Origin of the sequence: Polaromonas sp. JS666 (assembly GCF_000013865.1) — a bacterium.
GTDB lineage: Bacteria > Pseudomonadota > Gammaproteobacteria > Burkholderiales > Burkholderiaceae_C > Polaromonas.
In genome coordinates this window covers 2,335,519-2,362,215 of record NC_007948.1, presented here as the reverse complement: position 1 = coordinate 2,362,215, position 26,697 = coordinate 2,335,519, and the positions used below count along the sequence as shown (strand labels likewise).

Here is a 26,697-nt window from a genome sequence, read left to right as displayed (position 1 = left end):
TTCCGGCTTTACAACGGGTGGCTATCATATCGGCTTGGGGGCAAGGGGCCTGATGCTGCCCGGAACAATCCTGGCACCCCAATCCCGAATCATGTCCTGCACAAACGGGTCGTTCTGAATCATCTCTTCGGCGGCCCGCTGACGCTCCGCCAGCGCGGCAGCATTGCGGCGTGCCGGGGTATCACTCACGGGGCCTATTTCCACGGTCAGCCTGATGGCCGTGTCGCCGAGCGCCTGTTGCAACGCAGCCTGCAATTTCTCGCGGGCGGCGGCCTGGTTCAATGACTCCCGCTCCACGCGCAGGGTCCACATGCCCTCATCCTGACTGCGCAGCTCTGACTGCAGCGCCAGCTCACGCGTCAGCGCGGCAACCAATTCGGCCACCACCAGCTGATTAACGGTCTGGCTCCATGCATCGCCCAGCGGCGTGGTCGCCAGGGGTGCGGGCGCGGTCGGTAAGATCCGCGGTGCGGGCGCCGGCACGCCAGGCAGCCCAACCGGTGCTTCTGAATTAATAGCAACAGACTCAGCATTTACATGGGCTGGAGCATCTTTTCTCCCCTGGTTCTGGCTTGAGGAGCGTTCCGGCACAGCGACAGGCACCGGCTGGGCTACCGATGCCGTCGCCGCCGGTTCAGGAACCGCACGCGCGCCGGCAATGGCCGACTCAGGCTGCGGCTTTTTTGCGGGCTCGGCGGCGCTCCCCAGCGAGGAGGCCGGCGACCTGGCCTGCACGGCTGGCACCATGGCGGACGAAGGCTTGAACGCCAGCAAGCGCAATAGCACCATGGTGAGGCCCGCATATTCGTCGGGCGCCAGACCCAGCTCGCCGCGGCCATGCAGGCACAGGCTGTAGAGCAACTGGGTTTCGTCGGCCGGCAAGGTCTGGGCCAGCCGGGCCGTCTCGGCGATTTCGGGGTCGGCATCATCAACGCCCCCCCTGTCCGGCACAGCCTGCAGCACCGCCATGCGCTGCAGCACGGCCGTCATCTCTTCGAGCGTGGAAGCGGCGCTCAGGCCATTGAGTCGCAAGGCTTCGGAGGTTTCCACCACGGTTTTGCCGTCGCCGCGCGCCAGCGCATCCAGCAGGCGAAACACATAACTGCGGTCCACGCTGCCCAGCATGGTGCGCACGCTGGCCTCCAGCAACTGGCCCGAACCAAAGGCAATGGCCTGGTCGGTCAGCGACAGCGCATCGCGCATGGAGCCTCGGGCCGCACGTGCCAGCAGACGCAAGGCCTGTGGTTCGGCCGGCACATTTTCGGTGCCCAGCACCTGGGCCAGGTGTTCCAGCACCGTCTCAGGCGCCATGGGGCGCAGGTTGAACTGTAGGCAGCGCGACAGCACGGTGGCGGGGACCTTCTGCGGATCGGTCGTGGCGAGCACAAATTTGAGGTACTCGGGCGGTTCCTCCAGCGTCTTGAGCATGGCGTTGAACGCCGTGTTCGTCAGCATGTGAACCTCGTCGATCATGAAGACCTTGAAGCGGCCCACCACCGGCTTGTAAACCGCCTGCTCCAGCAACTGCGCAATTTCATCCACCCCGCGGTTGGATGCTGCATCGAGCTCGGTGTAGTCGACGAAGCGGCCACTGTCGATGTCGATGCATGCCTGGCAAACGCCGCAGGGCTCGGCGGTAATGTCGCCCTGCCCATCGACACCCGTGCAATTGAGCGACTTGGCGAGAATGCGCGACACGGTGGTCTTGCCGACGCCCCGCGTGCCGGTGAAGAGATAGGCATGGTGCAAGCGCCGCGTGCTCAGCGCATTGCCAAGTGCCTGCACCACATGCGACTGACCCACCATTTCAGAGAAATTTCGGGGACGGTATTTGCGGGCAAGAACTAGATAGGACATTCACCCATTCTAATTTGACGCGGAACGAGGCGGTAGACACTGCCGAGGCGGCGCGCATCAGGCATCAGCCCTTGCCCCGATGGCTTGGCAGATAGTTTTTTAATTCAGGACGACACCTGAGGCCATTTTTGCGGGCCGCCTCGGGTCTTTGCGTAAACGGGAGGTGAAAGACAGTTTTATGGGTACCGCAGCCTACAACACGCAGCAAGGTGAGTCCCTTCTCCTTTACAATCACCGGTGACGGGCCTTCCCGCATGACAAAGCGGCCAACCGGGTCAGGTGGGGAACCAAGCAGCCCTAACTGTGGAGTCAGTGCCGGGGTCAAGGCTCGTCACCTTATTCAAACAGGCCATAGCAGGAGAGCGCGCCACAGCTACTTGCCGGCCTCTTCAATCGCCTCCGTCGTCTGCAGCGCATGCTCCGCAATCTGCGCAGACACCAGCGCCAGCGACGCCAATGCATAGGTGCCGCTGATGATGCCCTTGTAAGCCACTTCCGCCGCAATCGCATCCTGTCCCAGGCCTTCGGTGGCAGCGACTATGCAGGCCTCCATGCTGTCCAGGCCGGAGTCGCCGTACAAATCCTCACCTTCGTAGGTCACGCGGTATTCGTACTGGTCCTGCTGAATCGGATCGATGTTGAAACGCACGATCATGGTTTTCCCTTTTTTACAAATGCCGGCTGAAAATATTTTCAGTCAAATTTTTCTGCCAAATCAATCACTTCTTCCACCCGTCCCGCTTGAACTAAAGGCCAAAATAATTGATGACACCTTGGCCGGCAGCATGCCCGCTGGCAAAACAGGCGGTGAGCAGGTAGCCACCCGTGGGCGCCTCCCAATCAAGCATTTCGCCGGCACAAAACACGGGCTGGGCTGTACCTTTTGATGCTCGAAGTTGCATGTGCGCATCCATCGCCTCGAAGGGCACGCCACCAGCGCTGCTGATGGCCTCATCGATCGGCCGGGGAGCCAGCAGCGTCACCGGCAAGGCCTTGATGGCGTGGGCAAGCTGGATGGGGTCGTTGATGGCGTCCTTGCCCAGCAATTCATAAAGAATGGCGGCCTTGATGCCATCAAGGTTCAGGCGGCTTTTCAGATGGCTGGAAAGCGAGCGTGAGCCGCGCGGGTGCCGCACCTCAACCAGGACCTGCTCGGGCGACTTGTCCGGCAGCAGATCGAGCGTGAAGGTGGCACTGGCATGCATGGCAATCTCATCGCGCAGCAGGCTTGAGACGGCATAGATGAGACTGCCCTCGACGCCCGTTGCGGTCGCCACGAACTCCCCCTTCCGGTGAAAAGTGCGGCCGCGTGAATCCGTGAAGTGGATGGCAACCGACTTGAAGGGTTGACCGGCGAAGCGGCTGGTGAAATGCTCAGTCCAGCCCACGCGGGGTGGGGGTGCCTGACCAATCAGTTCTTTCAGGAACTCACGGCGGCTCTCGCCCGACCCCAGCATGCCCGGCGCCGCCAGGGCAGCCAGCGGGGCAAAGACATCGAAACCACAATTGGACGGCTTCAGGGGCGCGATCGCGATGCCGCGCTCCGCCAATATCGGCACCCATGCGCCATCCGATCCCAGACGCGCCCAGCTGGCGCCACCCAGCGCCAGCACCACGGCGTCGGCCTGTACCTGCATTTCACTGGAGGGTGTTGAGAATTTCAAAGCCCCCTTGGGCTCGCTGTCGTCGGTCCAGCCCAGCCAGCGATGCCGCATGGAAAATTGCACGCCCGCGCCACGCAGGCGATGCAGCCATGCGCGCAGCAGCGGCGCGGCCTTCATGTCCTTGGGGAACACCCGGCCCGAACTGCCGACAAAGGTTTCCACACCCAATGCCCCGGCCCAGACCCGCAGTTGGGTCGGGCCAAAGGCCGCCAGCAAAGGCTGCAGCTCGCCGCTGCGCTCGCCGTAGCGGCCCAGGAAAACCGGCGGCTCTTCTGAATGCGTGAGGTTGAGGCCACCCTTGCCAGCCAGCAAAAACTTGCGGCCGACCGAGGGCATGGCATCGTAGACCGTGACCGACACGGCAGCGCCGGCGCCGGCCAGCACTTCCGCAGCCATCAGGCCCGCCGGGCCGCCCCCGATGACGGCAACCCGCAATGGGGAGTGCTGCGTGGACTGCAGCGATTTAACAGGAAGAGTCGAGTCGTTCAAGGAAATTCCGTCTGCCTAATGGCTACGTTGGGGTACGTTTGGGGTACGTTGCAAGAAGTGGGCTCAAAACCTGCAGTCACGGTATCAGAGGTTTTTGGGTGCTGCACGCATGTCATGTTGCGCTGTTTTTGACGGCTGGCGTCTTCCACAAATCAGCAGCGTAAAAAAGCCGGCCATTCAGGTCTGGCAGGCGCGCAGCCGGCCAACACGGTACCCCAATTATTGCAGGCTGGCCGCGCACCACCTGCGCAATGCGCCGGCCCGGTCAGGAAAGCTCCACCACCGCTCCCGATCCCGTCAGGAAAGCGGCCTTCACCGTGGCCGCCGGGTAAATCTGTTGCACCGCCGCGCGGTAGGTCTGCATCTGCGCCAGCAGCGCCGGTTGCGACTGCGGCGCGCCAGCCGATTTGTAGTCCAGCACCCACCAGTGGCCCTCATGGCCGGCGTCCTTGCGCTGCACCAGTCTGTCCAGCCGCAAGGGCTGGCCCTGGTACACCAGATCAATTTCGTTGCCCTGCCAGGCCACCGCATTGGGATTCCAGGCCCAGGCACCCTCACCCGTCAGGATGCGCTCCGCCAGCCCGCCGGCGCGCGCGGCCTGCGCCGGGCTGAGGCGAAACTCGCGCGCCACCGCCGCCAACTGCTGGGCGGAAAACGGGCCGCCCCACTCCAGCAGTCGGTGCATGGCCTTGCCGACTCGGGCGACGGTACTGTCCTCGTCCTCAGGCGTGTCTGGCAACACCTTGTGGATCGCTGTGTCCGGCAAGACGGGCAGTTCAGGCAGGTAGAAAATCTGGCTCTTTGCTGCGGAAGCGGCGGCTGGGCCAATCGATTCAACCACCGGTGCCGGTAACTCGCCAACCAGTCCGTACAGCCGCTGCCACCAGCTCTCGCTGGTCTCGCGGTGCGGTTCAATCGACGAGATCACCAGCGTATGGCGCGCGCGGGTCAGCGCGACGTACAAGGCATTGAGCTCCTCACGCTTGCGCGCCAGCAGTTCGTCGGCCAGCACTTTTTCGGCGCAGGCGGGTGGCCGGCTCTCGCTGACCAGAAATACAAACTTATGCGGCGCGACAGCTTCGCCGGGCCAGTCGACCAGCACGCCCATGCTGTCGGCATTGCGCTCCAGCGTGTCTGTGTCCAGCAGCAGCACCGCTTCGGCTTCCAGGCCCTTGGCGCCGTGAATGGTCAGCAGCCGGACGGCGTCGTTGCTGACGGCCGCAGGCGCCAGCGTGCCGCCCGCCTTCAGCGCACGCACAAAGGCATAGGGCGTGGCATAGCGCCCACCGTCGCGGTCCAGCGCAACACCCAGCAATGCGCGCAGATTGGCCAGCACGGTGCCGCGCTGGGCGGCCGGCGCAGCGGCCACAAAGCGCGCCAGCACATCGCCGTCGTCGTAAATGCTTTGCAGCGCATCATGCGGCGGCAGCTGGTCCAGCCAGCCTTTCCATCGGGTCAAAACGGCGCCCGGCCCTTGCAGTTCAGGCGCAAGCAGCTCTGTTTTTTGCAGCACCTGATACCACGGCATCCGCAGTTCACGCTGCAACAAGGCCAGCTGCACCAGGCCGGCGTCGGCCACACCAAACAGCGGCGAGCGCAGGGCACGGGCCAGCGACAGATCGTGCTGCGGCGACACCAGCGCGTCCAGCAGCGCCACGACGTCCAGCACCTCGCAGCAATCGATCAGGTCGGTTTTTTCACCCACCTGGGCAGGAATATGCAAGGCCCGCAATTCGTCCTGCAGGGGCAGCAGGCCGGCCCGCTTGCGCGACAACACCATGATGTCTGACGGCTTGAGGCCGCTGGCCAGTTGCCCGGAAATCCATGCAGCGGCCTGCAGTGCTTCGCGCGTGCGCAGGGTTTCCTCAGGCAACTCGCGCGGCGTCGTAAGGCTGTCTCGCCAGCCCGATTCCGGACCGGCCAGAGCCGCTTCATCCGTGTCTTTTTGCCGCGGTATGGGCGGCAGCCGCCCCGCTGCGCCAATTCGGCCAGACGCCGTGGTGTGCTCGCGAAAGCCCTCATAACCATCGGCGGCCCGGGCCGTGGCCATGGCGGCGTTCACCGTGTCGATCACCGCTTCGGCATTGCGGCGGGTGTGGTCGCAGCTCAACAGGTCACCGCCGAGGCCCTCCACAACAAAGGCCTGCGCGGCGCGGAACACCTGGGGTTCGGCGCGCCGGAAGCGGTAAATGCTTTGCTTGGGGTCGCCCACCAGAAACACGCTGGGCGCCGATCCGGCGCCGGAATAGCCGATCAGCCAGGCGTACAGCGACTGCCACTGCAGCGGGTTGGTGTCCTGGAACTCGTCGATCATCAAATGCTTGATGCGGGCATCCAGCCGCTCCTGCACCCAGCCCGACAGCACCGGGTCGCCCAGCATGACGAGCGCCGCGCGCTCGACGTCATTCATGTCAACCCAGCCGCGCTCGCGCTTGAGGCCGGTGAACTGCGCGATCAGCGCGCGGGTGAGGCGGGCCATACGCTGCTGGTGGGTCCAGGCCTCGTGCTGCTGGCAGGCCGCCACCGCGCGCAGCGCCAGGTCCTGCGCCTGCCGCACGATGTCGATGCCGGCGATCTTCTCGCCAAACTTGCGCGGACTTCCTTTGTCGGTCAACAGCGCACTGAAAACGGCGGACATGTCACCCGCCGTCAGGGCCTGCTCCAGCTCCACGCCTTTGGCCGAGAAGGTGGGCGCACTGGCGCGGCCCAACGCCTTCGCCGCTTCCAGCAAAGTCTGGCGGCGGGCCGGATGGGCCAGCCATTCCCCAGGCGCAGCCAGCCCGTCAAAGTCGGGGTACTGCACGCCAAAGGGCAGCACCGAGGCATCGACCACGCCCAGCTCATCGGCCAGCGTGAATTCGGTGCGCTTGTCGAGTGCGGTCTGCAGGGCCTTGTCGGCCTGGAAGCGGCCATGTGCCAGCACGACAGCCTCAAAATCCGCCTTGAGCGAATCACTGGCCGCCACCGTGGCGTAAAAGCGCCGCCACACCAGCGCCCGGGCGGGGGCATCATCCTCCAGCAGCTCATAATTGACCGGCAACCCCAGCCTTTGCAGCACAGCCACCGGCGCGCTGCGCAGCAGGGCGGCGAACCAGCTGTGGAAGGTGCGTATCTGCACCGACCGGCCACTGGCCAGGATGGAACGGTATAAATTTGAGAGCTGCTTACGCATTTCAAGCGCGGCTTTCAGGCCTTTTTCGCTTGAATCTCCGAACCTGACGCCGCGCATTTCAAGCTCGCGCTGCAGCGTGGCGTCGTCGGCGTGGACAAAGGCCTTGAGCCAGTCGTCGAGTCGTTCACGCATTTCGCCGGCGGCCTTTTTGGTGAAGGTAATGGCCAGGATTTCGTGGGGGCGAACCTGGGCATCAGGGCCGCCTCCTGCACCATCCAGCAGGGCGCGCACGATGCGCGACACCAGCATCCAGGTTTTGCCGGCACCGGCACAGGCCTCGACCGCGACGCTGCGGCGTGGGTTGCAAGCGATGGCGTAGAACGCGTCAGCGGAAATCGGTTCGCCGTTGCACTCGTAGGCGGCATAGTGGACGACCTTCATCGCACTAACCTCCTGACGGGCGCAGGCATCCCGGGGTCGCGGAACCGGCCTTGGCCTGCCCTGAGCCTGTCAAAGGGCCGGGCCGCAGGCGCAGCGGCCCCCGAGGGGCTGGAGCCCGCGGCTCCAAAGCTGCCTGCCCAGCTTGGGACGGGCGACAGAGGCGAAGCGTCTCGCGAGCCGCGGCCTGCAAGACCTCGCGCACTACGCGAAGTGAGCGACCGTGGGGGCTCTTCATACCAGCAGGGGCCGCGGAACCGGCTTCGCCGGGCCGCAGGCGCAGCGGCCCCCCCGGGGGGAAGCGTAGTACGCGAAGCGAGAAGCGTGGGGGCTCTACTCATTCCAGAAATCCTTGCGGCACAAGCCGCGCGCCGCACAGTATTCGCAGGCCTTGCCCTCGCCCAGCGCGGGCAGCGGCGTGCCGCGCGCAATGCGGTCCATGTCGGTCAGGATGCTTTCGATCAGCGCGTCACGCAGGCCCACGATCCCGGGCTGCGCGTAGGTGCGGGTGGCTTCTTTTTCGCCAAGGTTGACGTAGGCCGCCGCCAGCGTGTCGTCGTGCATCAGCGCGGCATAGAACGCCAGTTGGGTGTCTTCCTGCCCGTCCTTGATACGCTCGACCGTCACTGTGCGTGGCTCGGTTTTGTAGTCAATCAGCAGCGTATGGCCATCGGCCTGGCGGTCGATGCGGTCCAGTTTGCCGATCAACTGCAGCTTGCCCAGGGGCATTTCACGCTCGGCTTCCGCCTCCTCAAAACGGGCGCCCTCCGCCTCGTGATCGGTGAGCCAGGCCAGGTAGCCCTCGCGCACACGCGGCCAGATCGCGGCAAACGGCAGGAACTCGCTGTCGCTCAGGGCCATCGCCTGCGTGACCCGTTCAGCCGCCAGGTTAATCATGGCTTCACGCGCAGACAATTCGGGGGTTGGCGCGGCTTTCAGTGCCTCATGGAAATAGCGCAGAACGCTGTGCAGCCAATTGCCGAAGTCGCGTTTGTCCAGTTCGCTGTCCAGCTCGCCGGACTCCTGCAGGCGCAACTGGCGCAGTGCAAAAAAACGGTAGGGACAGCGGCGCAGGTCTTCATAGGCGCTGGCCGACAGCCGGGTCACCGGCAAGGCCTCGCCGGTGGGCATGGGACGCGGCGTGGGCTGGATCGCGACCGGGCGCAAGCGGCGGGAGTCAGTCGCCAAGGCTGGACTGTCGCCGTGCCCGGCTTGCGCGAGCAGCAGCTCCTGCACAAAACCGCTGGGAATCAGGTGCTCACCGGCCTCGCTGGTGCGCCAAAGCAGGTCCACATGCGGCAGTTGCAGGACATAGTGCCAGGCAGCCCGGTTGGCGCTGGCCAGCATGTCACGCGAGGGCAGGCCCAGAACTTCGCGTTGTCCGGGCGTCCAGAGACCCGCAGGCTCGGGCGAAACCGGCAGGCGGATTTCATCGCAGCCGGGCAACACCACCGCCTGCATGGGCCGCCCCAGGAGTTGTGCCAGCGGCAGGATCACCACCTGCTCCCCCTGCGGGTGCTCGGGAGAAAACTTGCCGCCTTCCAGGGCCTGGTTCACCCAACTGGTGAACGAGGCCAGCGCCATCGTGGGTGCGCTGTCGAACTCCGCCTCGGCGCCCTCATGCAGGCGAAGCACCTCCAGCACCGTCTGGCCGGCATTGTCGATTTCCAGCGCGTCCCACTGCCCTGCCGACTGCAAGGCAGCACGCAGGTCGCGCAGCCACGAGGCCAGTGGGCGTGTGCGCCCGAGGGCCTTGCGCAATGCGTCGACCTGCAAGGCGAGTTGCTGGGTCGCAGCGAAGGCCGGCTGCGGGGTCGCCGGCAGATCGCGCCAGGCGCGCAGGCCAGCCTTGCGCAGTTCGGTTTCCGCTGCGGTGACCTCGCCCGGACTGACGCCGGGTGCATTCTTCAGCCAGTCCAGTACGGCGTCGGTGGAGGCGTCCCACGGCATGGCGCGCAGCAGGCCCATCAGGCTGGCCGCAGCACGCGTGGTGGACAGCTTCCAGCCTGTTTCGTCGCGCATCGCAATGCCGCGCCCGGCCAGCATGGCGCCCACCCGGCGTGTCAGGAGCCGGTCCTGGGCGATCAGCGCGACCGGGCTGCGCCCCTGGGCCAAGTGCGCCAGCACACAGGCGGCGGCACGGCCGGCCTCATCCTCGGCGTCCATCGCGGCGTGCAGCGACGGCAGGGGCAATTCCGCGGGAGCCCGCAGGTCCTGCGGCAGGCACAGCGCAATGGAGATGGAACGCTCGCCGAAGTGCGCCTTCAGTGCATCGGTCAGCGGTTCAGCCTGAAACCCTTCCAGCACGGCCAGCAACGCCGGTGTGGCCTGGAACAGGCGATCTGACGGATAGGCCGAAGCCGCGGCCCAGGCCAGCGCGATCTGACCCACTGCGGCTTCCAGAGCCAGCACCGGAGAATCCAGGCCCGCCTGCAGCGACACCGCCAGGCGCTCGCTCCAGACCTGGCGCTGAGCCGGCAGCACCGCCGCCGCGACACGCCCCAGACTCCACGCCGCCTCGACAAGGCGCCCGGCCAGGGCATCCTGCTGCGCGCCCAGGCCGGCCCGTTCCAGCAGCGATGCGGCGGTCAGCATGTCGACCGCCATGTCCATGCGCAAATCATCACCCGATGGCGTGAAAAGCCCCAGCGTGCCGCCCAGGCTGCTGGCCCAGTTCATGGTGGTCTCAAATCGCGGTACAAAAAATGTTTCGCCCGCAACCCCGGCCCAGGCCCGGCGCGCCTGCTGGATCAACTGCGCATACGGAAGCAGGACAACGGCCTCGGCGGGGTGCACATTTCGCGTCTTGAGCGTCGCGGCCAGCTGCGCCATGACGCGCTGCCAGCACAGCACATCCGGGGACAGTACAGCGTTCTCAGGGATCTCAAGGGTCTCTGGCGGCATGGATTGATGAGGGAACTCGGAAACAGGAAAAACGGATGGCAAGCGGGACGCGGGGCGTGTTTCAGAAGACGGCTATCGGGCCCATAGCGGCTGCATGAGCGACCCGGTTACTTGCTTTCTGACACAATGACTGCAACTTTAGCCGTATCTAATCTAGTAACTAGACCAAAGGAGCCGTCATGGCGAGCGAATTGATCAAACATACCACCGATGCCACGTTTGAAGCCGACGTGCTGAAATCTTCAACACCCGTTCTGGTGGACTATTGGGCCGAATGGTGCGGCCCTTGCAAGATGATTGCCCCCATCCTGGACGAAGTGGCCACCGGCTATGACGGCAAGTTGCAGATCGCCAAAATGAATGTCGATGAAAACCGCGACATTCCCGCCAAATTCGGCATTCGTGGCATTCCCACGCTGATGCTGTTCAAGGACGGCCAGCTGGCAGCCACCAAGGTCGGCGCCATGAGCAAGGCCCAGTTGACCGCATTCATTGACCAGCAACTGGCCTGAGCGCCACTGAGACTGGACCTGTCGCCGTGCCATCAGGAACCGGATTACCCCGGCTTCCTGATCCGGCACCGCCTTGATGACTGCCCCGCGCAACTGCCCTGCCCGCTGAACCCGTCATGCCGGGCACCCGCCGGGCCAGCCCTGGCACCCCGATTTACATCCTGAATTTCCTGTCATAATGCGCTTTATTCACCAGCCAGTTGTTACCGGCTGGTTCGAGTTCCCGGTTTGTAAGCCTTCCCTCTCTGCGGCTTCTTTTCAAACCTCCCCCGTTTTTTTAAATGAACTCCGCAAGGAGTAATTCCATGCACTTAAACGAACTCAAGGCACTGCACGTGTCTGAAGTCCTCAAGCAGGCCGAAGCCCTGGAGATCGAAAACGTTGGCCGCATGCGCAAGCAGGAGCTGATGTTTGCCATCATCAAGAAGCGGGCAAAAACCGGCGAAACCATCGTCGCCGATGGCGTGCTGGAAGTGCTGCCGGACGGTTTTGGCTTTCTGCGTGCGCCCGACTCGAGCTACACCGCCAGCACCGACGACATCTACATCAGCCCAAGCCAGATCCGCCGCTTCAACCTGCACACCGGCGACATGATCGAAGGCGAAGTGCGCACCCCCAAAGACGGCGAGCGCTACTTTGCACTGAACAAGCTCGACAAAGTCAACGACGGTGCGCCGGAAGACAACAAGCACAAGGTCATGTTCGAGAACCTGACGCCGCTGTTCCCGCGCGAGCAGTTCAAGCTCGAGCGCGACATCAAGGCCGAGGAAAACCTGACCAGCCGCATCATCGACATCATTGCCCCCATCGGCAAAGGCCAGCGCGCCCTGCTGGTGGCGCCCCCCAAATCCGGCAAGACGGTGATGATGCAGAACATCGCCCACGCCATCACGGCCAACTATCCCGAAGTGGTGATGATGGTCCTGCTGGTGGACGAACGCCCTGAAGAGGTCACCGAGATGCAGCGCAGCGTGCGCGGCGAGGTGATTTCCTCCACCTTCGACGAACCCGCAGCGCGCCACGTGCATGTGGCCGAAATGGTGATCGAGCGCGCCAAGCGCCTGGTCGAACTCGGCAAGGACGTCGTGATCCTGCTGGACTCCATCACCCGCCTCGCCCGTGCCTACAACAACGTGCTGCCCTCGTCAGGCAAGGTGCTGACCGGCGGTGTCGACGCCAATGCACTGCAGCGCCCCAAGCGTTTCTTTGGTGCGGCCCGCAAGATCGAAGAAGGCGGCAGCCTGACCATCATTGGCACAGCGCTGGTCGATACCGGCAGCCGCATGGACGAAGTGATTTTTGAGGAGTTCAAGGGCACCGGCAACTGCGAGATTCACCTGGATCGCCGCCTCTACGAAAAACGCGTGTTCCCGGCCATCCACCTCAACCGCAGCGGCACCCGCAAGGAAGAGCTGCTGCTGGCGCCCGAAATCCTGCAAAAGTCGCGCATTTTGCGTCAATTCATGTACAACATGGACGAAATCGAGTCCATGGAGCTCATGCTCAAGAACATGAAAGCGACGAAAAACAACCACGAATTCTTCGACATGATGCGGCGAGGCGGCTAGAAATAGAGCCCCCACGGTCGCTCACTTCGTGTAGCTCCCTGCCCCCCCGAGGGGGCCGCTGCGCCTGCGGCCCGGCTAAGCCGGTTCCGCGGCCCCGGCTGAGTTTGAATCGGGCTCCTCGGGAGGCCTCGCCACAAATTCGCCCTCACGGGGGCTAAAAACCGCTGTAAATACCTGATTTATGCCATAATCATAGGCTTAGCGGAAAGTGCCCAAGACTGGCTTGAGTGGCTCCCGCAACGAATAAGGAAAGATCATGAAAGAAGGCATTCACCCCAACTACCGCGAAGTTTGCTTCCTGGACTTGTCCAACAACTTCAAGTTTGTGACCCGCTCCTGCGTGAACACCAAAGAAATGGTGAAAATGGAAGACGGCCGCGAGCTGCCCCTGTACAAGCTCGATACGTCCAGCGAATCGCACCCCTTCTACACCGGTACGCAAAAGTCCGTGGACAACATGGGTGGTCGCGTTGAGAAATTCCGCAACCGCTTCGGCAAAACCGCTGCGAAAGAGGCCACTCCACCAGCTGCCGAGTAAGCTTCGAAACATTCTTTCGCCAGCCTGCAAGAAGCAGCCTGAATTTCAGGCTGCTTTTTTTTCGGCTAAAACTGCCACTGGTTGCCGCGAAAATCGCTATCCAGCCCTCCTGCGGGCATCTCTCCTGATCACCAAGCCGTTTTGAACAAGCCTTCGCCCGCCATCATTGCCCAGTCTGCCGTGCGCCGCCTGCCGCGGCTGGCGCTGTTGCTGTTTTGCCTGGCTTATGTGCTGCCCGGATTTTTTGGCCGCGGCCCCTGGAAATACGAGGACATCGCCGCCTTCGGCGTCATGCGGGAGCTGACGACCTCCGCGGCCAACTGGCTGCAGCCTCAATTGCTCGGCCAGATCACGGGGTTTGAGGCGCTGGTGCCTTATTGGCTGGGGGCCGTCGCCATCAAGGGCCTGCCCTTCCTGGACCCGGCTTTTGCGGTACGCATTCCGTTTGGCCTGCTGCTGGCGATGACGCTGATCACCACCTGGTACGCCATCTACTATCTGGCCCGCAGCCCGCAGGCTCAGCCCGTGGCCTTTGCCTTTGGCGGCGAAGCCAGCCCGGTGGACTACGCCCGGGCCATTGCAGACGCCGGTTTGCTGGCGCTGATTGCCAGCCTGGGCCTGGCACAGTTGTCACACGAGACGACGCCCGCGCTGGCGCAACTGGGCTTTACGGCCCTGGTGTTTTATGCGATGTCTGCCAGCCCCTATCGCCGGGCAACCAAAATTGTGGGTCCGGCACTGGGCTTGTTGATTGGTCTCGCAGGACTTGCCCTGAGTGGCGCGCCCACACTGGCCCTGCTGCTGGGTGTGGGCGGCGTACTGGTCGAAGGGGCTCAACTTCACTGGGGCTACAACCAGGATGGCCAGGGCAGTCAGGCCAACACTGACAGCAGACGGCAGTCCTGGCATTGGGTGCTGCTGATTGCCGGCGCCACGCTACTGGCCGCACTGCTGGCGTATGCGCTGGACCTGTGGCGCTGGCGAATTCAGCTGCCCGGCGCCAGTGATCAACCAGCCTGGAGAGACTGGCGCCGGCTAGGGCGTTTGCTACTGTGGTTTACCTGGCCAACCTGGCCGCTGGCGCTGTGGACGCTGTGGCGCTGGCGCAGGCAACTGGCCAGCCGCCACGTTGCCCTGCCCTTGTGGTTTGCCGGCATGGCTGTCGCCGCCACGCTGACCACCACTGCCTCCGACCGCAGTCTGCTGCTGAGCTTGCCGCCGCTGGCGGCACTGGCCGCGTTTGCCCTGCCAACGCTCAAGCGTAGCTGGGCCTCGCTGATTGACTGGTTCACCCTGCTCTTTTTTACGGGCTGCGCCATCATCATCTGGGTCGTCTGGATTGCCATGCAGACCGGCGTGCCGCGGCAGCCCGCGGCCAATGTTGCCAAGCTGGCGCCGGGCTTCGAACCGAGCTTTTCGTGGCTTGCTTTTTTGGCAGCGGTGGCCGCCACGCTGGCCTGGACCTGGCTCGTCAAGTGGCGGGCCGGCGCACAGCGCGCAGCCATCTGGAAGTCGCTGGTCCTGCCGGCCGGCGGCGCCACCCTCTGCTGGCTGCTGCTGATGACACTCTGGATGCCCCTGCTCGACTATGCGCGCAGCTATGCGCCGATGTCGCGGCAGATCGCCAGCCTGGTTGACAAAAATGCCTGTGTCGAGATCTATGGCGTGGACAGCGCCCAGGCTGCTGCGCTGCAGTACCACGGCCGGCTGGAACTGCGCCAGGCGACCTCCCATGCAAGCTGTCCTTATCTGGTCGTCGATGTCGATGCCCAGTCGACCCTCAGCAACACCGTCAATTTGCCGGACTGGGCGTTCCTGGCCACCGTGCGCAGACCGACGGACAAAAATGAGAACGTCCTGGTTTTCAAACGGGTCAGCACGGATAACCAGGCCCGGGCGGCAAAGCGAGACGGTCTGCCCGCCCGCCCTTGAGCGAACTCAAAATCATCAGCCAGCACGCGGGTACGGTGCTGGTGGGTCAGCTGGCCGTGATGGCCTTTGGCGTGGCAGACACCGTGATTGCCGGGCGCTACAGCGACGAGGCCCTGGCTGCGCTGTCGGTAGGCTCCGCCATCTACATCAGTGTTTACGTCGGGCTGATTGGCATTGTCCAGGCCCTGCTCCCCATCTGGGCCGAGATGCGGGGTGCCCGACAGTATGAGGCGGTCGGACAATCCTTGCGGCAAAGTCTTTACCTGTGCAGCTTCATCACGGCCGCCGGCATGGCTGCCCTGCTGTTTCCCGGCCCGCTGCTGCGCTGGGCACAGGTGCCCGAACTGATGCAGGATGACGTGCGGCACTACCTCGCCATTCTGGCCTTCGGGTTTGTTCCCTCGCTGCTGTTCCGGGTTTACAGCACGTTCAACCAGTCCCTGGGAAAACCGCTGCTGGTCACCTGGCTGCAGGTAGGCGCGTTGGCGCTCAAAATCCCGCTGTCCATCTGGCTGGTGGCTGGCGGTGGCGGCGTGGAGCCCATGGGTGTCGCCGGCTGCGCCTTGGCCACGCTGATCGTGAACTACCTGCTTCTGGTGCTGGCGCTGGTGATGCTGCGCTCACAAGCGCTATACAGGCCGTTTTGCATCTGGCGGCGCATGGAGCGTCCCGACTGGCCGCAGATTCGCGGCTTTGCCCGGCTGGGTATCCCCGGTGGGCTGGCCTATCTGGTGGAAGTGACCTCCTTCACACTGATGGCCCTGTTCATCGCGCGATTGGGAACGACGGCCTCGGCGAGCCACCAGATCGCGGCCAGCGTGGCGGCGGTGCTTTACATGATGCCGCTGTCCATGGCCATTGCCTGCAGTGCGCGCGTATCGTTCTGGCTGGGTGCGGAACGGCCGGACTACGCCAGGCGGGTGGTCGTGCTGGGCCTGAAACTCACAGGGCTGGCGGCCCTGGTACTGGCTGCGACTATTTCGGTAGCAGGGAAGCTGCTGGCAAGCTGGTATTCCGGCAGCCCAGCGATCATTTCCCTGGCGTCGTCCCTGCTGGTGTGGGTGGCTTTTTACCACGTCGCCGATGCCACCCAGGCACTGTGCGCCTTCTTGCTGCGCTGCTACCGCATCACGCTCACGCCACTGGTACTGTATGGAATTTTCCTGTGGGGGCTGGGCCTGTTTGGCGGTTACCTGCTGGCCTACGAAGGTATCGCGGGCCGTGCCGCCACCCAATCGGCCAGCAGCTTCTGGGCTGCCAGCACCATCGCGATCGGACTGGCAGCCGCCTGCCTCCTGGGGTTGCTGTGGCGCGTGGTTTGGCAGAGCCAGCGGGCCATCCCGGGGAAAACTCAGGCAGCGTGAGCCGGGCGGATGCGTGCCGCGGGGAAAATGAGTGAAAAGCGCGAACCGTGCCCGGGCTGGCTGTCGATATGCAGTTCGGCACCGTGGCGCTGGGCGACATGCTTGACGATGGCCAGGCCCAAACCCGTTCCGCCAGTTTCACGCGAGCGACTGCGGTCAATGCGATAAAAGCGCTCCGTCAGGCGAGGCAAATGTTCGGGCTCTATACCCGGTCCGGTGTCCCTGACCTCAAACTGGCCGCGGCCATCCTTGAGCAGCTTCCAGCTGACGCTGACCAGGCCCGTCTCCGGTGTATAGCGGACCGCATTGGTCACCAGGTTGGACATGGCGCTGTACAGCTCCGTTTGCACGCCTGCGATTTCGCTGGCCGGCCCGGCGTCAAACTCCAGCCGATGCCCGCGCGGCGCAATCACAGCCGACAAGGCCCGGGCCTCCTGCTCGCACTGCACCAGCAGCGCACTGGTGGTGATCCAGTCATTGGCGCCGGGGAACGGGCTTCCCTCCAGGCGTGACAGTGTCAGCAAGTCATTCACCAGCGTCTGCATGCGCTGGGATTGCTGCGCCATCAGCGCCAGGTAACGTGCGCGCTCGGGCTCCTCCAAAGGCAGGGTTCGCAGCGTCTCGATGAAGCCGGACAACACCGTCAGCGGCGTACGGATCTCATGCGACACATTGGCCACAAAATCCCGGCGCATGGCTTCCGCCAGCTCGACGGCGGTGATGTCCCGCGACAGCAGCAACTTGCGGTCTTTGCCATACGAATGCACATGCACTGACAACTTGACGGGTCGCGCCGGTGTGCTGAGGCTGCCGGGAATCACCACGTCATGCGAATAGTTACCCGACGCCAGGTAGGCCTTGAAGGCAGGCTCGCGAACCAGGTTGGCAATATGCTGCATCACATCGCGCTGCACGTCAAAACCAAAATGCTGGGTCGCCATCTGATTGCACCACTCGATGCGCCCCTGCGTATCCAGCAGCACCACCCCGCTCGGGGAAGCCTGCATGGCCGCCAGAAACTCGTCCAGTCGTGCCTGGCTTTCCTGCAACTGCTGGTCGCGGTTCTTCAGCAGCCTGCGGGTCCGGTCGACCACTTCCTCCCATACACCGGGCAAGCGGGGTAGCTGGCTGGACACCATGGCCGGCGCTTCGCGGCCCTGCTCGGCGCGCAGCCACCGGAGGAGCCGGGCCAGGTAGAGGCTGTCGATCATCAGCCATATCAAGGCGCCCAGTCCAAGACCCACACCCAGGCTCCATGCGGGTCCACCCTTCGCAGTCGTCAACCATCCCAATGCGCCACCGGCCAACATGCAGGCGGTAAAAGCGATCCAGCGGTTGATCATGTGCCGGATTGTGCCGCAGCAGTTACCCGAGTGGTAGCGGCAGCCGCAGCAGTCAGACGGTAACCCGCCCCGCGAACGGTTTCAACCATGGTACCGGCGGCGCCCAGCGCCTCACGCAGGCGCTTGACGTGAACGTCTACCGTACGTTCTTCAATGAACACATGGTCACCCCACACCTTGTCCAGCAAGGTACTGCGGCTGTGCACACGTTCCGCATGTTTCATCAGGTAATGCAGCAGCTTGAACTCCGTCGGGCCCAGCTTGAGTTCCTGGTTCTGGAACGAAATGCGATGGGTGCCTGCATCCAGTACCAGCGCACCCACTGTCACACTGTCGTTCACCGACTCCGGTGCGCGGCGGCGCAGCACGGCACGAATGCGCGCGAGCAGCTCCTGCGTTGAAAACGGCTTGGTGATGTAGTCGTCGGCACCGGCATCCAGGCCCGCAACCTTGTCAGGCTCATCGCCGCGGGCGGTCAGCATCAGGATGGGAATGGCCTTGGTGCGTACCTGCTTGCGCCAATGACGCGCCAGCGCCAAGCCGCTCTGCCCCGGCAGCATCCAGTCGAGCAGGATGGCATCGGGCAGCACCGCGTCGAGTTCGCGCTGGGCCGCCACACTGTCCTGAACCACGACGGGCTCAAACCCACCATGCCTCAAGTTGACCGCAATCAGTTCGGCAATCGCTGGCTCGTCTTCAACAATCAGTATGCGGGCTTGGTGTTTCATGCGGCCTTACTTGACGGCGGACTCGATCTGGTCCATGGAGGTATGCCTGACATCCGCGCCTTTGACGATATAGATGATGAACTCGGCGATATTCTTGGCGTGGTCGCCCACACGCTCGATGGCCTTGGCGACAAACAGCAAGTCCAGGCTGGCTGAAATGGTGCGTGGATCTTCCATCATGTAGGTGATCAGCTTGCGCACAAAACCGTCAAACTCCTGGTCAATCAGGTCGTCCTCCTTGAGGATGGATACCGCCGCAGCGGTATCCAGCCGGGCGAAGGCGTCCAGCGCCTTGCGCAGCAAGCCGGAAGCCAGTTCTGCGGCAACGCGAAGATCGGACGACGGCAGGACGCGTGCCGAACCGCTGTTGATGATCGAATTGACCATGCGCGCGATTTTTTCGGCTTCATCGCCGGCACGCTCCAGGTTGGCCGTGGTCTTTGAAATGGCGATCAGCAGGCGCAAATCGCGGGCAGTAGGCTGGCGGCGGGCAATGATGGAAGACAGCTCGCGGTCAATGTCGATTTCCATCGCGTTGACACGCGCCTCAGTCTCTATCACCTGGTTGGCGCTCTCGGTGCTGAATTGCGACAACGCATAGATGGCCAGACGGATCTGGGATTCAACCAGGCCGCCGAGCTCCATCACACGCGAGGACACGCCGTTGAGTTCGCTGTCAAACTGGGTCGAGAGGTGTTTATCAGGCATGTTGTTCCCTTTGGGTTTATTTGCCGCTGCAATCGGAGCCGCAACGCATGAGACGCTCAGTGCCGAGCCAGCGGGCGTCGCGGAACCGGCTTCGCCGGGCCGCAGGCGCCGTCCCCCGGAGGGGGATTCCGGCTACACGCAGTGAGCCGAGACAGGGGGAAGCTTTGTTCATCCGAAACGGCCGGTGATGTAGTCTTCCGTCTCTTTGCGCTTGGGTTTGAAGAAGAGGTCTTCCGTGGCACCAAATTCAACAAGATCGCCCAGGTACATATAGGCCGTGTAATCGCTGCAGCGGGCGGCCTGCTGCATGTTGTGCGTGACGATCACCACCGTGTAGTCGTTTTTCAGCTCGGCAATCAGTTCCTCCACCTTGGCCGTGGAAATGGGGTCCAGCGCCGAGCAAGGCTCATCGAGCAGCAACACCTCGGGCTTGATGGCAATGCCGCGGGCAATGCACAACCGTTGCTGCTGGCCTCCGGACAGGCTGGAACCGCTCTGGTTCAGCTTGTCCTTGACTTCCCCCCAGAGAGCCGCCTTGCGCAGTGCCCACTCGACCCGCTCGTCCATATCCGAGGCGTTGAGGCTTTCAAACAGCTTGACCCCAAAAGCAATATTGTCATAAATCGACATGGGAAATGGCGTGGGCTTCTGAAAGACCATGCCGACCTTGGAGCGGATCAGCGCCACGTCCTTTTTGGAGGTCAGCAGGTTTTCCCCGTCAAACGTAACGTCCCCCTCCGCACGCTGCTCGGGATAAAGTTCATACATGCGGTTGAAGATCCGCAGCAGGGTGGATTTTCCGCAGCCCGAGGGGCCAATGAAGGCTGTGACTTTTTTCTCGGGAATTTCCAGATTAATGCTTTTGAGGGCGTGAAATTTTCCGTAGAAGAAGTCGAGGTTTTTGACCGATATTTTCGATTTCTCGGCCAGCTTTTCGCGTGACGCAGTGAGGGTATCCATCTTTTGACCTTGTCTTGGTATGTGGGTCGACCGTCGGTCAGCCCATCAGTGTTTGGTGCGCGTCAATACACGCGCCAGAATATTCAGGCCGAGTACCGCGAGCGTGATCAGGAACACGCCAGCCCAGGCAAGTTGCTGCCAGTTCTCGTACGGGCTCATGGCAAACTTGAAAATCGTCACAGGCAAGCTGGCCATGGGCTGGCTCAGGTCCGAAGTCCAGAACTGGTTGTTGAGCGCCGTGAACAACAAAGGCGCTGTTTCACCCGCGATGCGCGCTACGGCCAGGAGGATGCCGGTCACCACACCCGAGCGGGCCGCCTTGAGCGTAATGCTGGTGATCACCTTCCATTTGGGCGCACCCAGCGCGTAGGCAGCCTCGCGCAGCCCGGCCGGAACCAGCTGAAGCATGTTTTCCGTGGTCCGGATCACCACCGGAATCACAATCAATGCAAGCGCTATCACGCCGGCCCATCCCGAAAAGGACTTGAAGCGCGACACCACCACAGCGTACACAAACAGGCCGATCACGATGGAGGGCGCCGAGAGCAAAATATCGTTCACAAAGCGTGTGACCGATGCCAACCAACCCTTGGTGTTGTACTCAGCCAGGTAAATACCGGCCATGATGCCGATCGGTGTGCCGACGCACGTCGCCAGCAGCACCATCAGGAACGAACCATACAGCGCATTCGCAATGCCGCCGGATTCATTGGGCGCGGGCGTCATTTCGGTGAAGGTCGCCAGTGCAATGCCGCCGATGCCCAGGCGTATCGTTTCCCACAGAATCCAGAACAGCCAGAAAAGCCCGAACGACATGGCCGCCAGGGAGAGCACCAGCGCAATCTGGTTGACACGTTTGCGGCGGGCAAACTTGGCCAGGCGCGCATCCTGCATCACGGCACTCATGATTTGGCTCCCTCGTTTTTCCTCAATTGGGCCAACAGGAGCTTGGACAGCGAAAGCACCACAAAGGTGATAAAGAACAGCACCAGGCCCAGGTAGATCAATGCGGCCTGATGCAAGCCGTCAGCCGCCTCGGCAAACTCATTGGCCAGTGCCGACGTGATGCTGTTGGCTGCCTGAAACAGGCTCAGGGAATCGAGCTGGTTGAAGTTGCCGATCACGAAGGTCACCGCCATGGTCTCGCCCAGCGCACGCCCCAGGCCCAGCATGATGCCGCCCACCACACCGGCTTTGGTGTAGGGCAGCACCACCTTGAATACCACTTCCCAGGTGGTGGATCCGAGGCCGTAAGCCGATTCTTTCAGCAGCACCGGCGTGACCTCAAACACATCGCGCATCACCGAAGCGATGAACGGAATGATCATGATCGCGAGAATGATGCCGGCCGACAATATGCCAATGCCCACCGGCGGCCCCGAAAACAGGGCCCCCAGGTAAGGCACATTACTGAACAGACTTTGCAGCGGCTGCTGCACGTAGGTGGCGAGGATGGGCCCGAACACCAGCAAGCCCCACATGCCGTACACGATGGACGGCACGGCGGCCAGCAGTTCAATAGCGGTGCCCAAAGGCCTTTTGAGCCAGGCGGGCGACAGCTCGGTCAGGAACAGCGCGATACCAAAGCTCACGGGCACGGCAATCACCAGGGCAATCAGCGACGTGGCGAGCGTGCCATAGATCATGATCAGTCCGCCGTACTCGTCTTTGACGGGGTCCCAGACGCTGCTGGTCAAAAAACCGAGTCCGTACTTGCTGATGGCTGGCCACGCTCCGACGATCAACGACAACAAAATACCGATCAGCAAACCGAGCGTCAGCAGTGCCGCCCCCTGGGCGGCCCAGCCGAAAAGCCGGTCTGCCAGGGAGCTTCTGCGTATACCATTTACAGGAGGAGGATTGGTCATGTCACGTCCGGTCGCATCCGCCGGGTGATCAAAAGCGGCCCGGCTAGCCGGAAGTGTAGAGGACACTTATAAAACCCCCATGATTCGTCGTCACTTTCAGGGAAAACAGGCCAAGCAGCAGGCTTATTTGTAAGCAACAGCCTTGCCCGACGTGTCCTTGATGTCAGCCCACGATTTTTCGATGATCGTCTTCACGCTGGCGGGCATGGGCACATAGTCCAGGTCGTCAGCGATCTTGTCGCCGTTCTTATAGGCCCACTCGAAGAATTTGAGCGAGGCAGCGGCCTGCGCGGGCTTGTCCTGCGCCTTCTGCATCAGGATAAAGGTGGCGCCCGTGATAGGCCATGCATCCTTGCCGGGCTGCTCAGTCAGTATCTGGTAAAAACTCTTGGACCAGTCGGCGCCTGCAGCAGCAGCCTTGAATGCCGCATCATCCGGCGACACGAAATTGCCGGCAGCATTCTTCAGCTGGACAAACGTCATCTTGTTCTGCTTGACATAGGCGTACTCCACATAGCCAATCGAGTTGGGCAGGCGACCGACAAACGCCGCGACGCCCTCGTTACCCTTGCCGCCAGCACCCGCCGGCCAGTTCACCGCCGTACCTTCACCCACTTTGGCCTTCCACTCGGCGTTGGCCTTGCTCAAATAATTGGTGAAAATGAAGCTGGTACCTGAACCATCAGCTCGGCGGACCGGCGCGATGGCCGCATCCGGCAAGGCCAGTGCAGGATTCATCGCCTTGATGGCGGGGTCGGTCCACTTGGTGATCTTGCCCAGGTAGATGTCACCCAGGACCTGACCGCTCAGCTTCAGTTGGCCCGGAGCGACGCCCTTGATATTGACCACAGGAACCACGCCACCAATCACGGTCGGAAACTGCACCAGCCCTTTTTTGGCGAGCTCTTCATCCTTCAGGGGAGCGTCTGATGCGCCAAAGTCCACGGTCTTGGCCTCAATCTGCCGCAAACCCGCGCCAGAGCCGACCGACTGGTAATTAATCTTGATGCTGGTGGCCTTGTTGTAGTCAGCAGCCCATTTGGAATACAGCGGAGCGGGGAAACTGGCTCCAGCGCCCGTGACATCCTGCGCGGCCGACAACGTGGCAAACGACATGATGGCAACACCCATCACAGCAGTCGCAGAAGCTTTGAAACTCAATTTCATCGGAACACCTTTGGGGTTGGTAGGAAAGATGCACGAACTGTAAAAAACTTGTGTGACAACGATGTGACAGACACCCTCCCGGGGCAATGCATGGAAATCCACAGGGTTGTCATAAAACCTTCAAATTTTCGTCACGGATCTGTCATCGACACCTCCTACGCTTGGCGCTGTCTTAATCAGGAGAATTTTCATGCCCAAATTCCGCATTCTTCTCGTCGCCACAACCGTTGCCGCCCTCGCCGGCTGCGCTACTTCCAGCGCCCCGGTATCGGTAGCGGACACCATCGCCGCCAAACCGCAATTGAGCACCCTCACCAGCCTGGTCGCCAAATCAGGACTGACGGACACCCTCAAGGGTACGGGCCCTTTTACCGTCTTCGCGCCTACCAATGAGGCCTTCGCCAAGGTTCCGGCAAAAACCATGGACGATCTTGCCAAGGATCCGGCCAAACTCAAGGCCGTGCTGACCTACCACGTACTGCCCGTCAAGGTCATAGCCGCCGACGTCAAGAATGGCAACAGCAAAACCGTCAACGGCGCCAATGTGGCAATCTCCAGAGCGGGCGATTTTGTCACGGTGGAAGAAGCCATGGTTCAAACCGCTGATATTTCTGCGACCAACGGTATGGTGCATATCGTCGACAGCGTTTTGATTCCTCCTGCGAAGCGCTAAGCCACTACCAGGCTTCAGGGCCCTGCATCACGGCTCTTTCAGGTCAACGCCCTTTCTGAAGCGCGTTGACCGCTACAAATTCAATAGCACTTTAAACCGGACGGCGGGAACTGCACCGCCTGGGGATTCATTCATGCCTTTACAAAGTCCAGCCATCAGCCGTCGCCAACTGCTGCAAGGTGCCAGCATGCTGACTGCCGGTGCTGTAGCACCAGGCTGGGCGCAGCCTGGCAAAGCGGCTGCATCACGCGCTGTCGTCGTTGCGCAGGTTGTTGACTTCTCACAAGCGCAACAGGACGTGTCAAAAGATTTCCTGATCGGGTCACGCGCCGCCTGGCAGGACATCAACTCTCGGGGGGGCATACGCGGCCGACAGGTGCAGCATCTTGCGCTCGAAACGGACGGCACACCAGCCAGCCTGCGCGCGGCCCTCGACTCGGTCCGGGACAATCCATCCTGCGTTGTCCTCTCCGGCAGTGTCGGCGACCAGATCGCCAGCCAGATCGCCACCCCGTCGCGCCAGGGGGGTCTGGATATTGCTCACGCAGCGCCCTGGCTGCAAAACTCCAGCCTCGAAATCGATGACAAGACGTTCCCGATTTTCGCGGCGCGCCAGGAACAGATCGCCTACGCGCTTAAAACCCTGTCGGTCATGGGTCTGAAAGAGCTGGGCGCGATTTATGCGACGGCCAAGGACCACGCGGCCTACCGCGTCGAGGTCGAACGCATTGCTGCCGGCATGCAGCTCAAGCTGCAGTCGTTTCAGGGCGACGGGGACTTGCGTCTGCTCGGCCAGAAGCTGACACCCGGCACGCCGGCTGTACTTCTTTTTGTGGGTGGCACGCCCGAACTTGCCGCCTTCACGCAAGGACTGGAAAAGCAGGCGCGCCAGCGCTACGTCGTCGCGCTGGCCGACGTCAACCTGCAGACCATGCTGCAAATGGGGGCGGCGCGCAGCACGCCGGTCATTGCGACCCAGCCGGTGCCGCTGGTCAATGCCAGCCTCCCGGTGGTCAGAAGCTACCGCGAAACACTGGCACGCCTGTTTGATGAGCCCCCGGCCCCGCTGAGCCTGGCCGGCTTCATTGCCGCCAGATACACCTATGAAGTGCTCAATGACATGGATGGCCCGCTGACACGCCAAAGCGCGTTGGCCGCCTTTCAGCGGCGCTCCAGCCTGGACATCGGCGGGTTTCGCGTCAGTTTCAACCCGCAGCGCAGGAGCGGCAGCTATGTCACGCAAAGCATGATGACGATAGATGGCCGGCTGATTGGCTAAGCAGCAGGAATGCCGGGGTGAGTGCCGATGCCCGCGTGAATGCTATGCTGGGCCCGGACAAAGAAACTCAGACATGCAAAACGGAACACTGCTCGCGGCTGTAGATCTGGGATCCAACAGTTTTCGCCTTGAAATTGGCCGCCTTGATCATGGCCGGGTCCACCGCACGGAATACATCAAGGAAACGGTCCGCCAGGGCAACGGACTGGACGGCGACCGCAACCTGACGCCGGACGCCATGCAGCGCGGCTGGGACTGCCTGGCCCGCTTCGCCGAACGGCTGGCCGGGTTCAAAAAAACGCAGGTCAGGGCCGTCGCCACGCAAACCTTGCGGGAGGCACGCAACCGGGAAGAATTTCTGGCGCAGGCCTTCCGGATTCTGGAATTCCCCATTGATGTCATTTCAGGCAGCGAAGAAGCCCGACTGATTTACCAGGGTGTGGCCCATCTGCTGCCCCAGTCGGATGAGCGCCGGCTGGTTGTGGACATTGGGGGCCGCTCCACAGAAATGATCCTGGGCAAGGGCTTCGATGCACGCACGATGGAGTCCTACCGCGTCGGCAGCGTGGCTTGGTCCATGAAGTACTTTCCGGACGGCCAGTTCACGCCGCGGGCTTTCGAGATGGCTGAAATTGCGGCCAAAGCGGTGCTTGATGAAGCGGTCAATGCCTACCAGCCGGGCGTCTGGGATGTCGCCTATGGTTCGTCCGGCACGATTGGCGCCGTCAGCGATGTACTGACTGCCGCGGGCTGGCCTGCCGGCCTTGTCACGCGTGATGGCCTCGACTGGCTGCTCGATCGCCTGCTCAAGGCGCAACATGCCGACCGCGTGAAGCTCGACGGCATGAAAGATGACCGGCGCGCCGTCATTGGCGGTGGCGTCAGCGTGCTGAGGGCTGTGTTCGGGCTGCTGGGCATTGAACAGATGGAAGCCGCCCAGGGCGCGCTGCGCCACGGCGTTCTTTATGACCTCCTCGACCGGGAGCAGGACTCCACCGATTTGCGCTCAACCAGCGTCCAGCGCCTGGCGAGCAAATTCAACTCAGATGCAGCACAGGCCCAGCGGGTCAGCAGAGTTTCGCAGCACCTGTTCCGGATGGCTGGCGCAGGCCTCCCAGGCGAGGCACTGGAGCGTTTCCAGCGCAAGCTGCAGTGGGCTGCGCAGCTTCATGAGATTGGCAGCCAGATTTCACACAGCGACTACCACAAGCATGGCGCCTATATTCTGGACAACGCCGACGCGCCCGGTTTTGCGCTCCCCGAGCTGCACCGGCTGAGCCTGCTCGTGCTGGGTCATCGCGGGAAACTGCGCAAGCTGGAAGTTGACTTCGAAGACCGGGTGTTTGTCCAGCAACTGCTGTGCCTGCGCATGGCGGTCATTTTGTGCCACGCCCGGCGAGACCCTGACCTCAAGGGACTGCAACTCGAATGCAGCGCGGAACCCGGCAGGATTTTTGTGCTGAACTGCAGGCCGGGCTGGGCTGAAGCCTTTCCTCAATCGGCGCACTTGCTGCGCGAAGAAGTGCTGGCCTGGCAAAAAACGCCATGGACCCTGATTGTCTCCGGTCTGTAGACAGCAGGAACCCTGTGGCA

The 26,697-nt window shown here is 62.6% G+C and carries 20 protein-coding genes and 1 other RNA gene; 9 read left to right on the top strand and 12 right to left on the bottom strand.

Annotated elements, in window-relative coordinates; translation table 11 throughout:
• Nucleotides 1–24: 24 nt before the first annotated feature.
• Entirely contained in the window at nucleotides 25–1,857 is a 1,833-nt protein-coding gene (dnaX, locus tag BPRO_RS11275) for a DNA polymerase III subunit gamma/tau (protein ID WP_011483191.1), read from the bottom strand.
• Nucleotides 1,858–2,096: 239 nt separating this feature from the next.
• Here dnaX and ffs point away from each other — a divergent pair.
• An RNA gene (gene ffs / locus BPRO_RS28155) (signal recognition particle sRNA small type) lies at nucleotides 2,097–2,193 on the top strand.
• 37 nt (nucleotides 2,194–2,230) lie between these two features.
• On the opposite strand, the gene BPRO_RS11270 is transcribed toward ffs, so the two are convergent.
• The 4 genes from BPRO_RS11270 to BPRO_RS11255 all read right to left on the bottom strand — a co-directional run bounded on the left by BPRO_RS11270 (nucleotide 2,231) and on the right by BPRO_RS11255 (nucleotide 10,464).
• The gene (locus BPRO_RS11270; RefSeq protein WP_011483190.1) at nucleotides 2,231–2,512 is read right to left on the bottom strand and encodes a hypothetical protein; all 282 of its coding nucleotides are present in this window, start codon (nucleotides 2,510–2,512) and stop codon (nucleotides 2,231–2,233) included.
• 91 nt (nucleotides 2,513–2,603) lie between these two features.
• Complete coding sequence (locus tag BPRO_RS11265) at nucleotides 2,604–4,010, bottom strand: TIGR03862 family flavoprotein (RefSeq protein ID WP_011483189.1); 1,407 nt, start codon at nucleotides 4,008–4,010, stop codon at nucleotides 2,604–2,606.
• A 265-nt stretch (nucleotides 4,011–4,275) separates the two neighbouring features.
• Nucleotides 4,276–7,563 carry a UvrD-helicase domain-containing protein gene (locus BPRO_RS11260; protein WP_011483188.1) on the bottom strand — a complete coding sequence of 1,096 codons (3,288 nt, stop codon included), beginning with the start codon at nucleotides 7,561–7,563 and terminating at the stop codon, nucleotides 4,276–4,278.
• Nucleotides 7,564–7,893: 330 nt separating this feature from the next.
• The gene (locus tag BPRO_RS11255; protein WP_011483187.1) at nucleotides 7,894–10,464 is read right to left on the bottom strand and encodes a PD-(D/E)XK nuclease family protein; all 2,571 of its coding nucleotides are present in this window, start codon (nucleotides 10,462–10,464) and stop codon (nucleotides 7,894–7,896) included.
• A gap of 179 nt (nucleotides 10,465–10,643) precedes the next feature.
• On the opposite strand from BPRO_RS11255, the gene trxA reads away from it, so the two are divergent.
• The 5 genes from trxA to BPRO_RS11230 all read left to right on the top strand — a co-directional run bounded on the left by trxA (nucleotide 10,644) and on the right by BPRO_RS11230 (nucleotide 16,378).
• Complete coding sequence (gene trxA, locus BPRO_RS11250; protein ID WP_011483186.1) at nucleotides 10,644–10,976, top strand: thioredoxin TrxA; 333 nt, start codon at nucleotides 10,644–10,646, stop codon at nucleotides 10,974–10,976.
• Between the two features lie 305 nt (nucleotides 10,977–11,281).
• On the top strand, nucleotides 11,282–12,544 hold the full coding sequence (gene rho, locus BPRO_RS11245; protein WP_011483185.1) for a transcription termination factor Rho: 1,263 nt from the start codon (nucleotides 11,282–11,284) through the stop codon (nucleotides 12,542–12,544).
• 256 nt (nucleotides 12,545–12,800) lie between these two features.
• On the top strand, nucleotides 12,801–13,082 hold the full coding sequence (locus BPRO_RS11240) for a type B 50S ribosomal protein L31 (RefSeq protein WP_011483184.1): 282 nt from the start codon (nucleotides 12,801–12,803) through the stop codon (nucleotides 13,080–13,082).
• A 141-nt stretch (nucleotides 13,083–13,223) separates the two neighbouring features.
• Nucleotides 13,224–15,014, top strand: coding sequence for a membrane protein (locus tag BPRO_RS11235; RefSeq protein WP_041388741.1), 1,791 nt, complete (start codon nucleotides 13,224–13,226; stop codon nucleotides 15,012–15,014).
• Nucleotides 15,011–16,378, top strand: a complete 1,368-nt coding sequence (locus BPRO_RS11230; RefSeq protein WP_011483182.1) for an MATE family efflux transporter — start codon at nucleotides 15,011–15,013, stop codon at nucleotides 16,376–16,378. Before BPRO_RS11235 ends, BPRO_RS11230 begins: the two co-directional genes overlap by 4 nt.
• Here BPRO_RS11230 and phoR read toward each other — a convergent pair.
• The 7 genes from phoR to pstS form a co-directional block, all read right to left on the bottom strand.
• The gene (phoR, locus tag BPRO_RS11225; RefSeq protein ID WP_011483181.1) at nucleotides 16,366–17,721 is read right to left on the bottom strand and encodes a phosphate regulon sensor histidine kinase PhoR; all 1,356 of its coding nucleotides are present in this window, start codon (nucleotides 17,719–17,721) and stop codon (nucleotides 16,366–16,368) included. The two genes, BPRO_RS11230 and phoR, sit on opposite strands and share 13 nt — an antisense overlap.
• Entirely contained in the window at nucleotides 17,718–18,449 is a 732-nt protein-coding gene (gene phoB / locus BPRO_RS11220) for a phosphate regulon transcriptional regulator PhoB (RefSeq protein ID WP_011483180.1), read from the bottom strand. Before phoB ends, phoR begins: the two co-directional genes overlap by 4 nt.
• A gap of 6 nt (nucleotides 18,450–18,455) precedes the next feature.
• Nucleotides 18,456–19,157, bottom strand: coding sequence for a phosphate signaling complex protein PhoU (gene phoU / locus BPRO_RS11215; RefSeq protein WP_011483179.1), 702 nt, complete (start codon nucleotides 19,155–19,157; stop codon nucleotides 18,456–18,458).
• 168 nt (nucleotides 19,158–19,325) lie between these two features.
• Nucleotides 19,326–20,117 (bottom strand): phosphate ABC transporter ATP-binding protein PstB, encoded by a 792-nt coding sequence (pstB, locus tag BPRO_RS11210; protein WP_011483178.1) that lies wholly within the window; start codon nucleotides 20,115–20,117, stop codon nucleotides 19,326–19,328.
• Nucleotides 20,118–20,162: 45 nt separating this feature from the next.
• The gene (pstA, locus tag BPRO_RS11205; protein ID WP_011483177.1) at nucleotides 20,163–21,023 is read right to left on the bottom strand and encodes a phosphate ABC transporter permease PstA; all 861 of its coding nucleotides are present in this window, start codon (nucleotides 21,021–21,023) and stop codon (nucleotides 20,163–20,165) included.
• Nucleotides 21,020–22,051, bottom strand: a complete 1,032-nt coding sequence (pstC, locus tag BPRO_RS11200) for a phosphate ABC transporter permease PstC (RefSeq protein WP_011483176.1) — start codon at nucleotides 22,049–22,051, stop codon at nucleotides 21,020–21,022. Before pstC ends, pstA begins: the two co-directional genes overlap by 4 nt.
• A gap of 57 nt (nucleotides 22,052–22,108) precedes the next feature.
• Nucleotides 22,109–23,152: a phosphate ABC transporter substrate-binding protein PstS gene (gene pstS, locus BPRO_RS11195; protein ID WP_011483175.1), complete on the bottom strand. Its 1,044-nt coding sequence runs from the start codon at nucleotides 23,150–23,152 to the stop codon at nucleotides 22,109–22,111.
• Between the two features lie 190 nt (nucleotides 23,153–23,342).
• Between pstS and BPRO_RS11190 the strand changes: the two genes are divergently transcribed.
• From BPRO_RS11190 to ppx, 3 genes are all read left to right on the top strand, one after another.
• A complete protein-coding gene (locus tag BPRO_RS11190; protein WP_011483174.1) occupies nucleotides 23,343–23,825 on the top strand; it encodes a fasciclin domain-containing protein in 483 nt (160 codons plus the stop codon).
• A gap of 133 nt (nucleotides 23,826–23,958) precedes the next feature.
• Nucleotides 23,959–25,104, top strand: coding sequence for an ABC transporter substrate-binding protein (locus tag BPRO_RS11185; protein WP_011483173.1), 1,146 nt, complete (start codon nucleotides 23,959–23,961; stop codon nucleotides 25,102–25,104).
• 73 nt (nucleotides 25,105–25,177) lie between these two features.
• Nucleotides 25,178–26,677: an exopolyphosphatase gene (gene ppx, locus BPRO_RS11180; RefSeq protein ID WP_011483172.1), complete on the top strand. Its 1,500-nt coding sequence runs from the start codon at nucleotides 25,178–25,180 to the stop codon at nucleotides 26,675–26,677.
• The last annotated feature ends 20 nt before the right edge of the window (nucleotides 26,678–26,697 follow it).

Bases quoted from the DNA above. Each gene is read 5' to 3' on its own strand.
- dnaX (WP_011483191.1), bottom strand. From the start codon at position 1,857: ATGTCCTATCTAGTTCTTGCCCGCAAATACCGTCCCCGAAATTTCTCT.
- BPRO_RS11270 (WP_011483190.1), bottom strand. From the start codon at position 2,512: ATGATCGTGCGTTTCAACATCGATCCGATTCAGCAGGACCAGTACGAA.
- BPRO_RS11260 (WP_011483188.1), bottom strand. From the start codon at position 7,563: ATGAAGGTCGTCCACTATGCCGCCTACGAGTGCAACGGCGAACCGATT.
- BPRO_RS11255 (WP_011483187.1), bottom strand. From the start codon at position 10,464: ATGCCGCCAGAGACCCTTGAGATCCCTGAGAACGCTGTACTGTCCCCG.
- trxA (WP_011483186.1), top strand. From the start codon at position 10,644: ATGGCGAGCGAATTGATCAAACATACCACCGATGCCACGTTTGAAGCC.
- rho (WP_011483185.1), top strand. From the start codon at position 11,282: ATGCACTTAAACGAACTCAAGGCACTGCACGTGTCTGAAGTCCTCAAG.
- BPRO_RS11240 (WP_011483184.1), top strand. From the start codon at position 12,801: ATGAAAGAAGGCATTCACCCCAACTACCGCGAAGTTTGCTTCCTGGAC.
- phoR (WP_011483181.1), bottom strand. From the start codon at position 17,721: ATGATCAACCGCTGGATCGCTTTTACCGCCTGCATGTTGGCCGGTGGC.
- phoB (WP_011483180.1), bottom strand. From the start codon at position 18,449: ATGAAACACCAAGCCCGCATACTGATTGTTGAAGACGAGCCAGCGATT.
- phoU (WP_011483179.1), bottom strand. From the start codon at position 19,157: ATGCCTGATAAACACCTCTCGACCCAGTTTGACAGCGAACTCAACGGC.
- pstB (WP_011483178.1), bottom strand. From the start codon at position 20,117: ATGGATACCCTCACTGCGTCACGCGAAAAGCTGGCCGAGAAATCGAAA.
- pstA (WP_011483177.1), bottom strand. From the start codon at position 21,023: ATGAGTGCCGTGATGCAGGATGCGCGCCTGGCCAAGTTTGCCCGCCGC.
- pstS (WP_011483175.1), bottom strand. From the start codon at position 23,152: ATGAAATTGAGTTTCAAAGCTTCTGCGACTGCTGTGATGGGTGTTGCC.
- BPRO_RS11190 (WP_011483174.1), top strand. From the start codon at position 23,343: ATGCCCAAATTCCGCATTCTTCTCGTCGCCACAACCGTTGCCGCCCTC.
- BPRO_RS11185 (WP_011483173.1), top strand. From the start codon at position 23,959: ATGCCTTTACAAAGTCCAGCCATCAGCCGTCGCCAACTGCTGCAAGGT.
- ppx (WP_011483172.1), top strand. From the start codon at position 25,178: ATGCAAAACGGAACACTGCTCGCGGCTGTAGATCTGGGATCCAACAGT.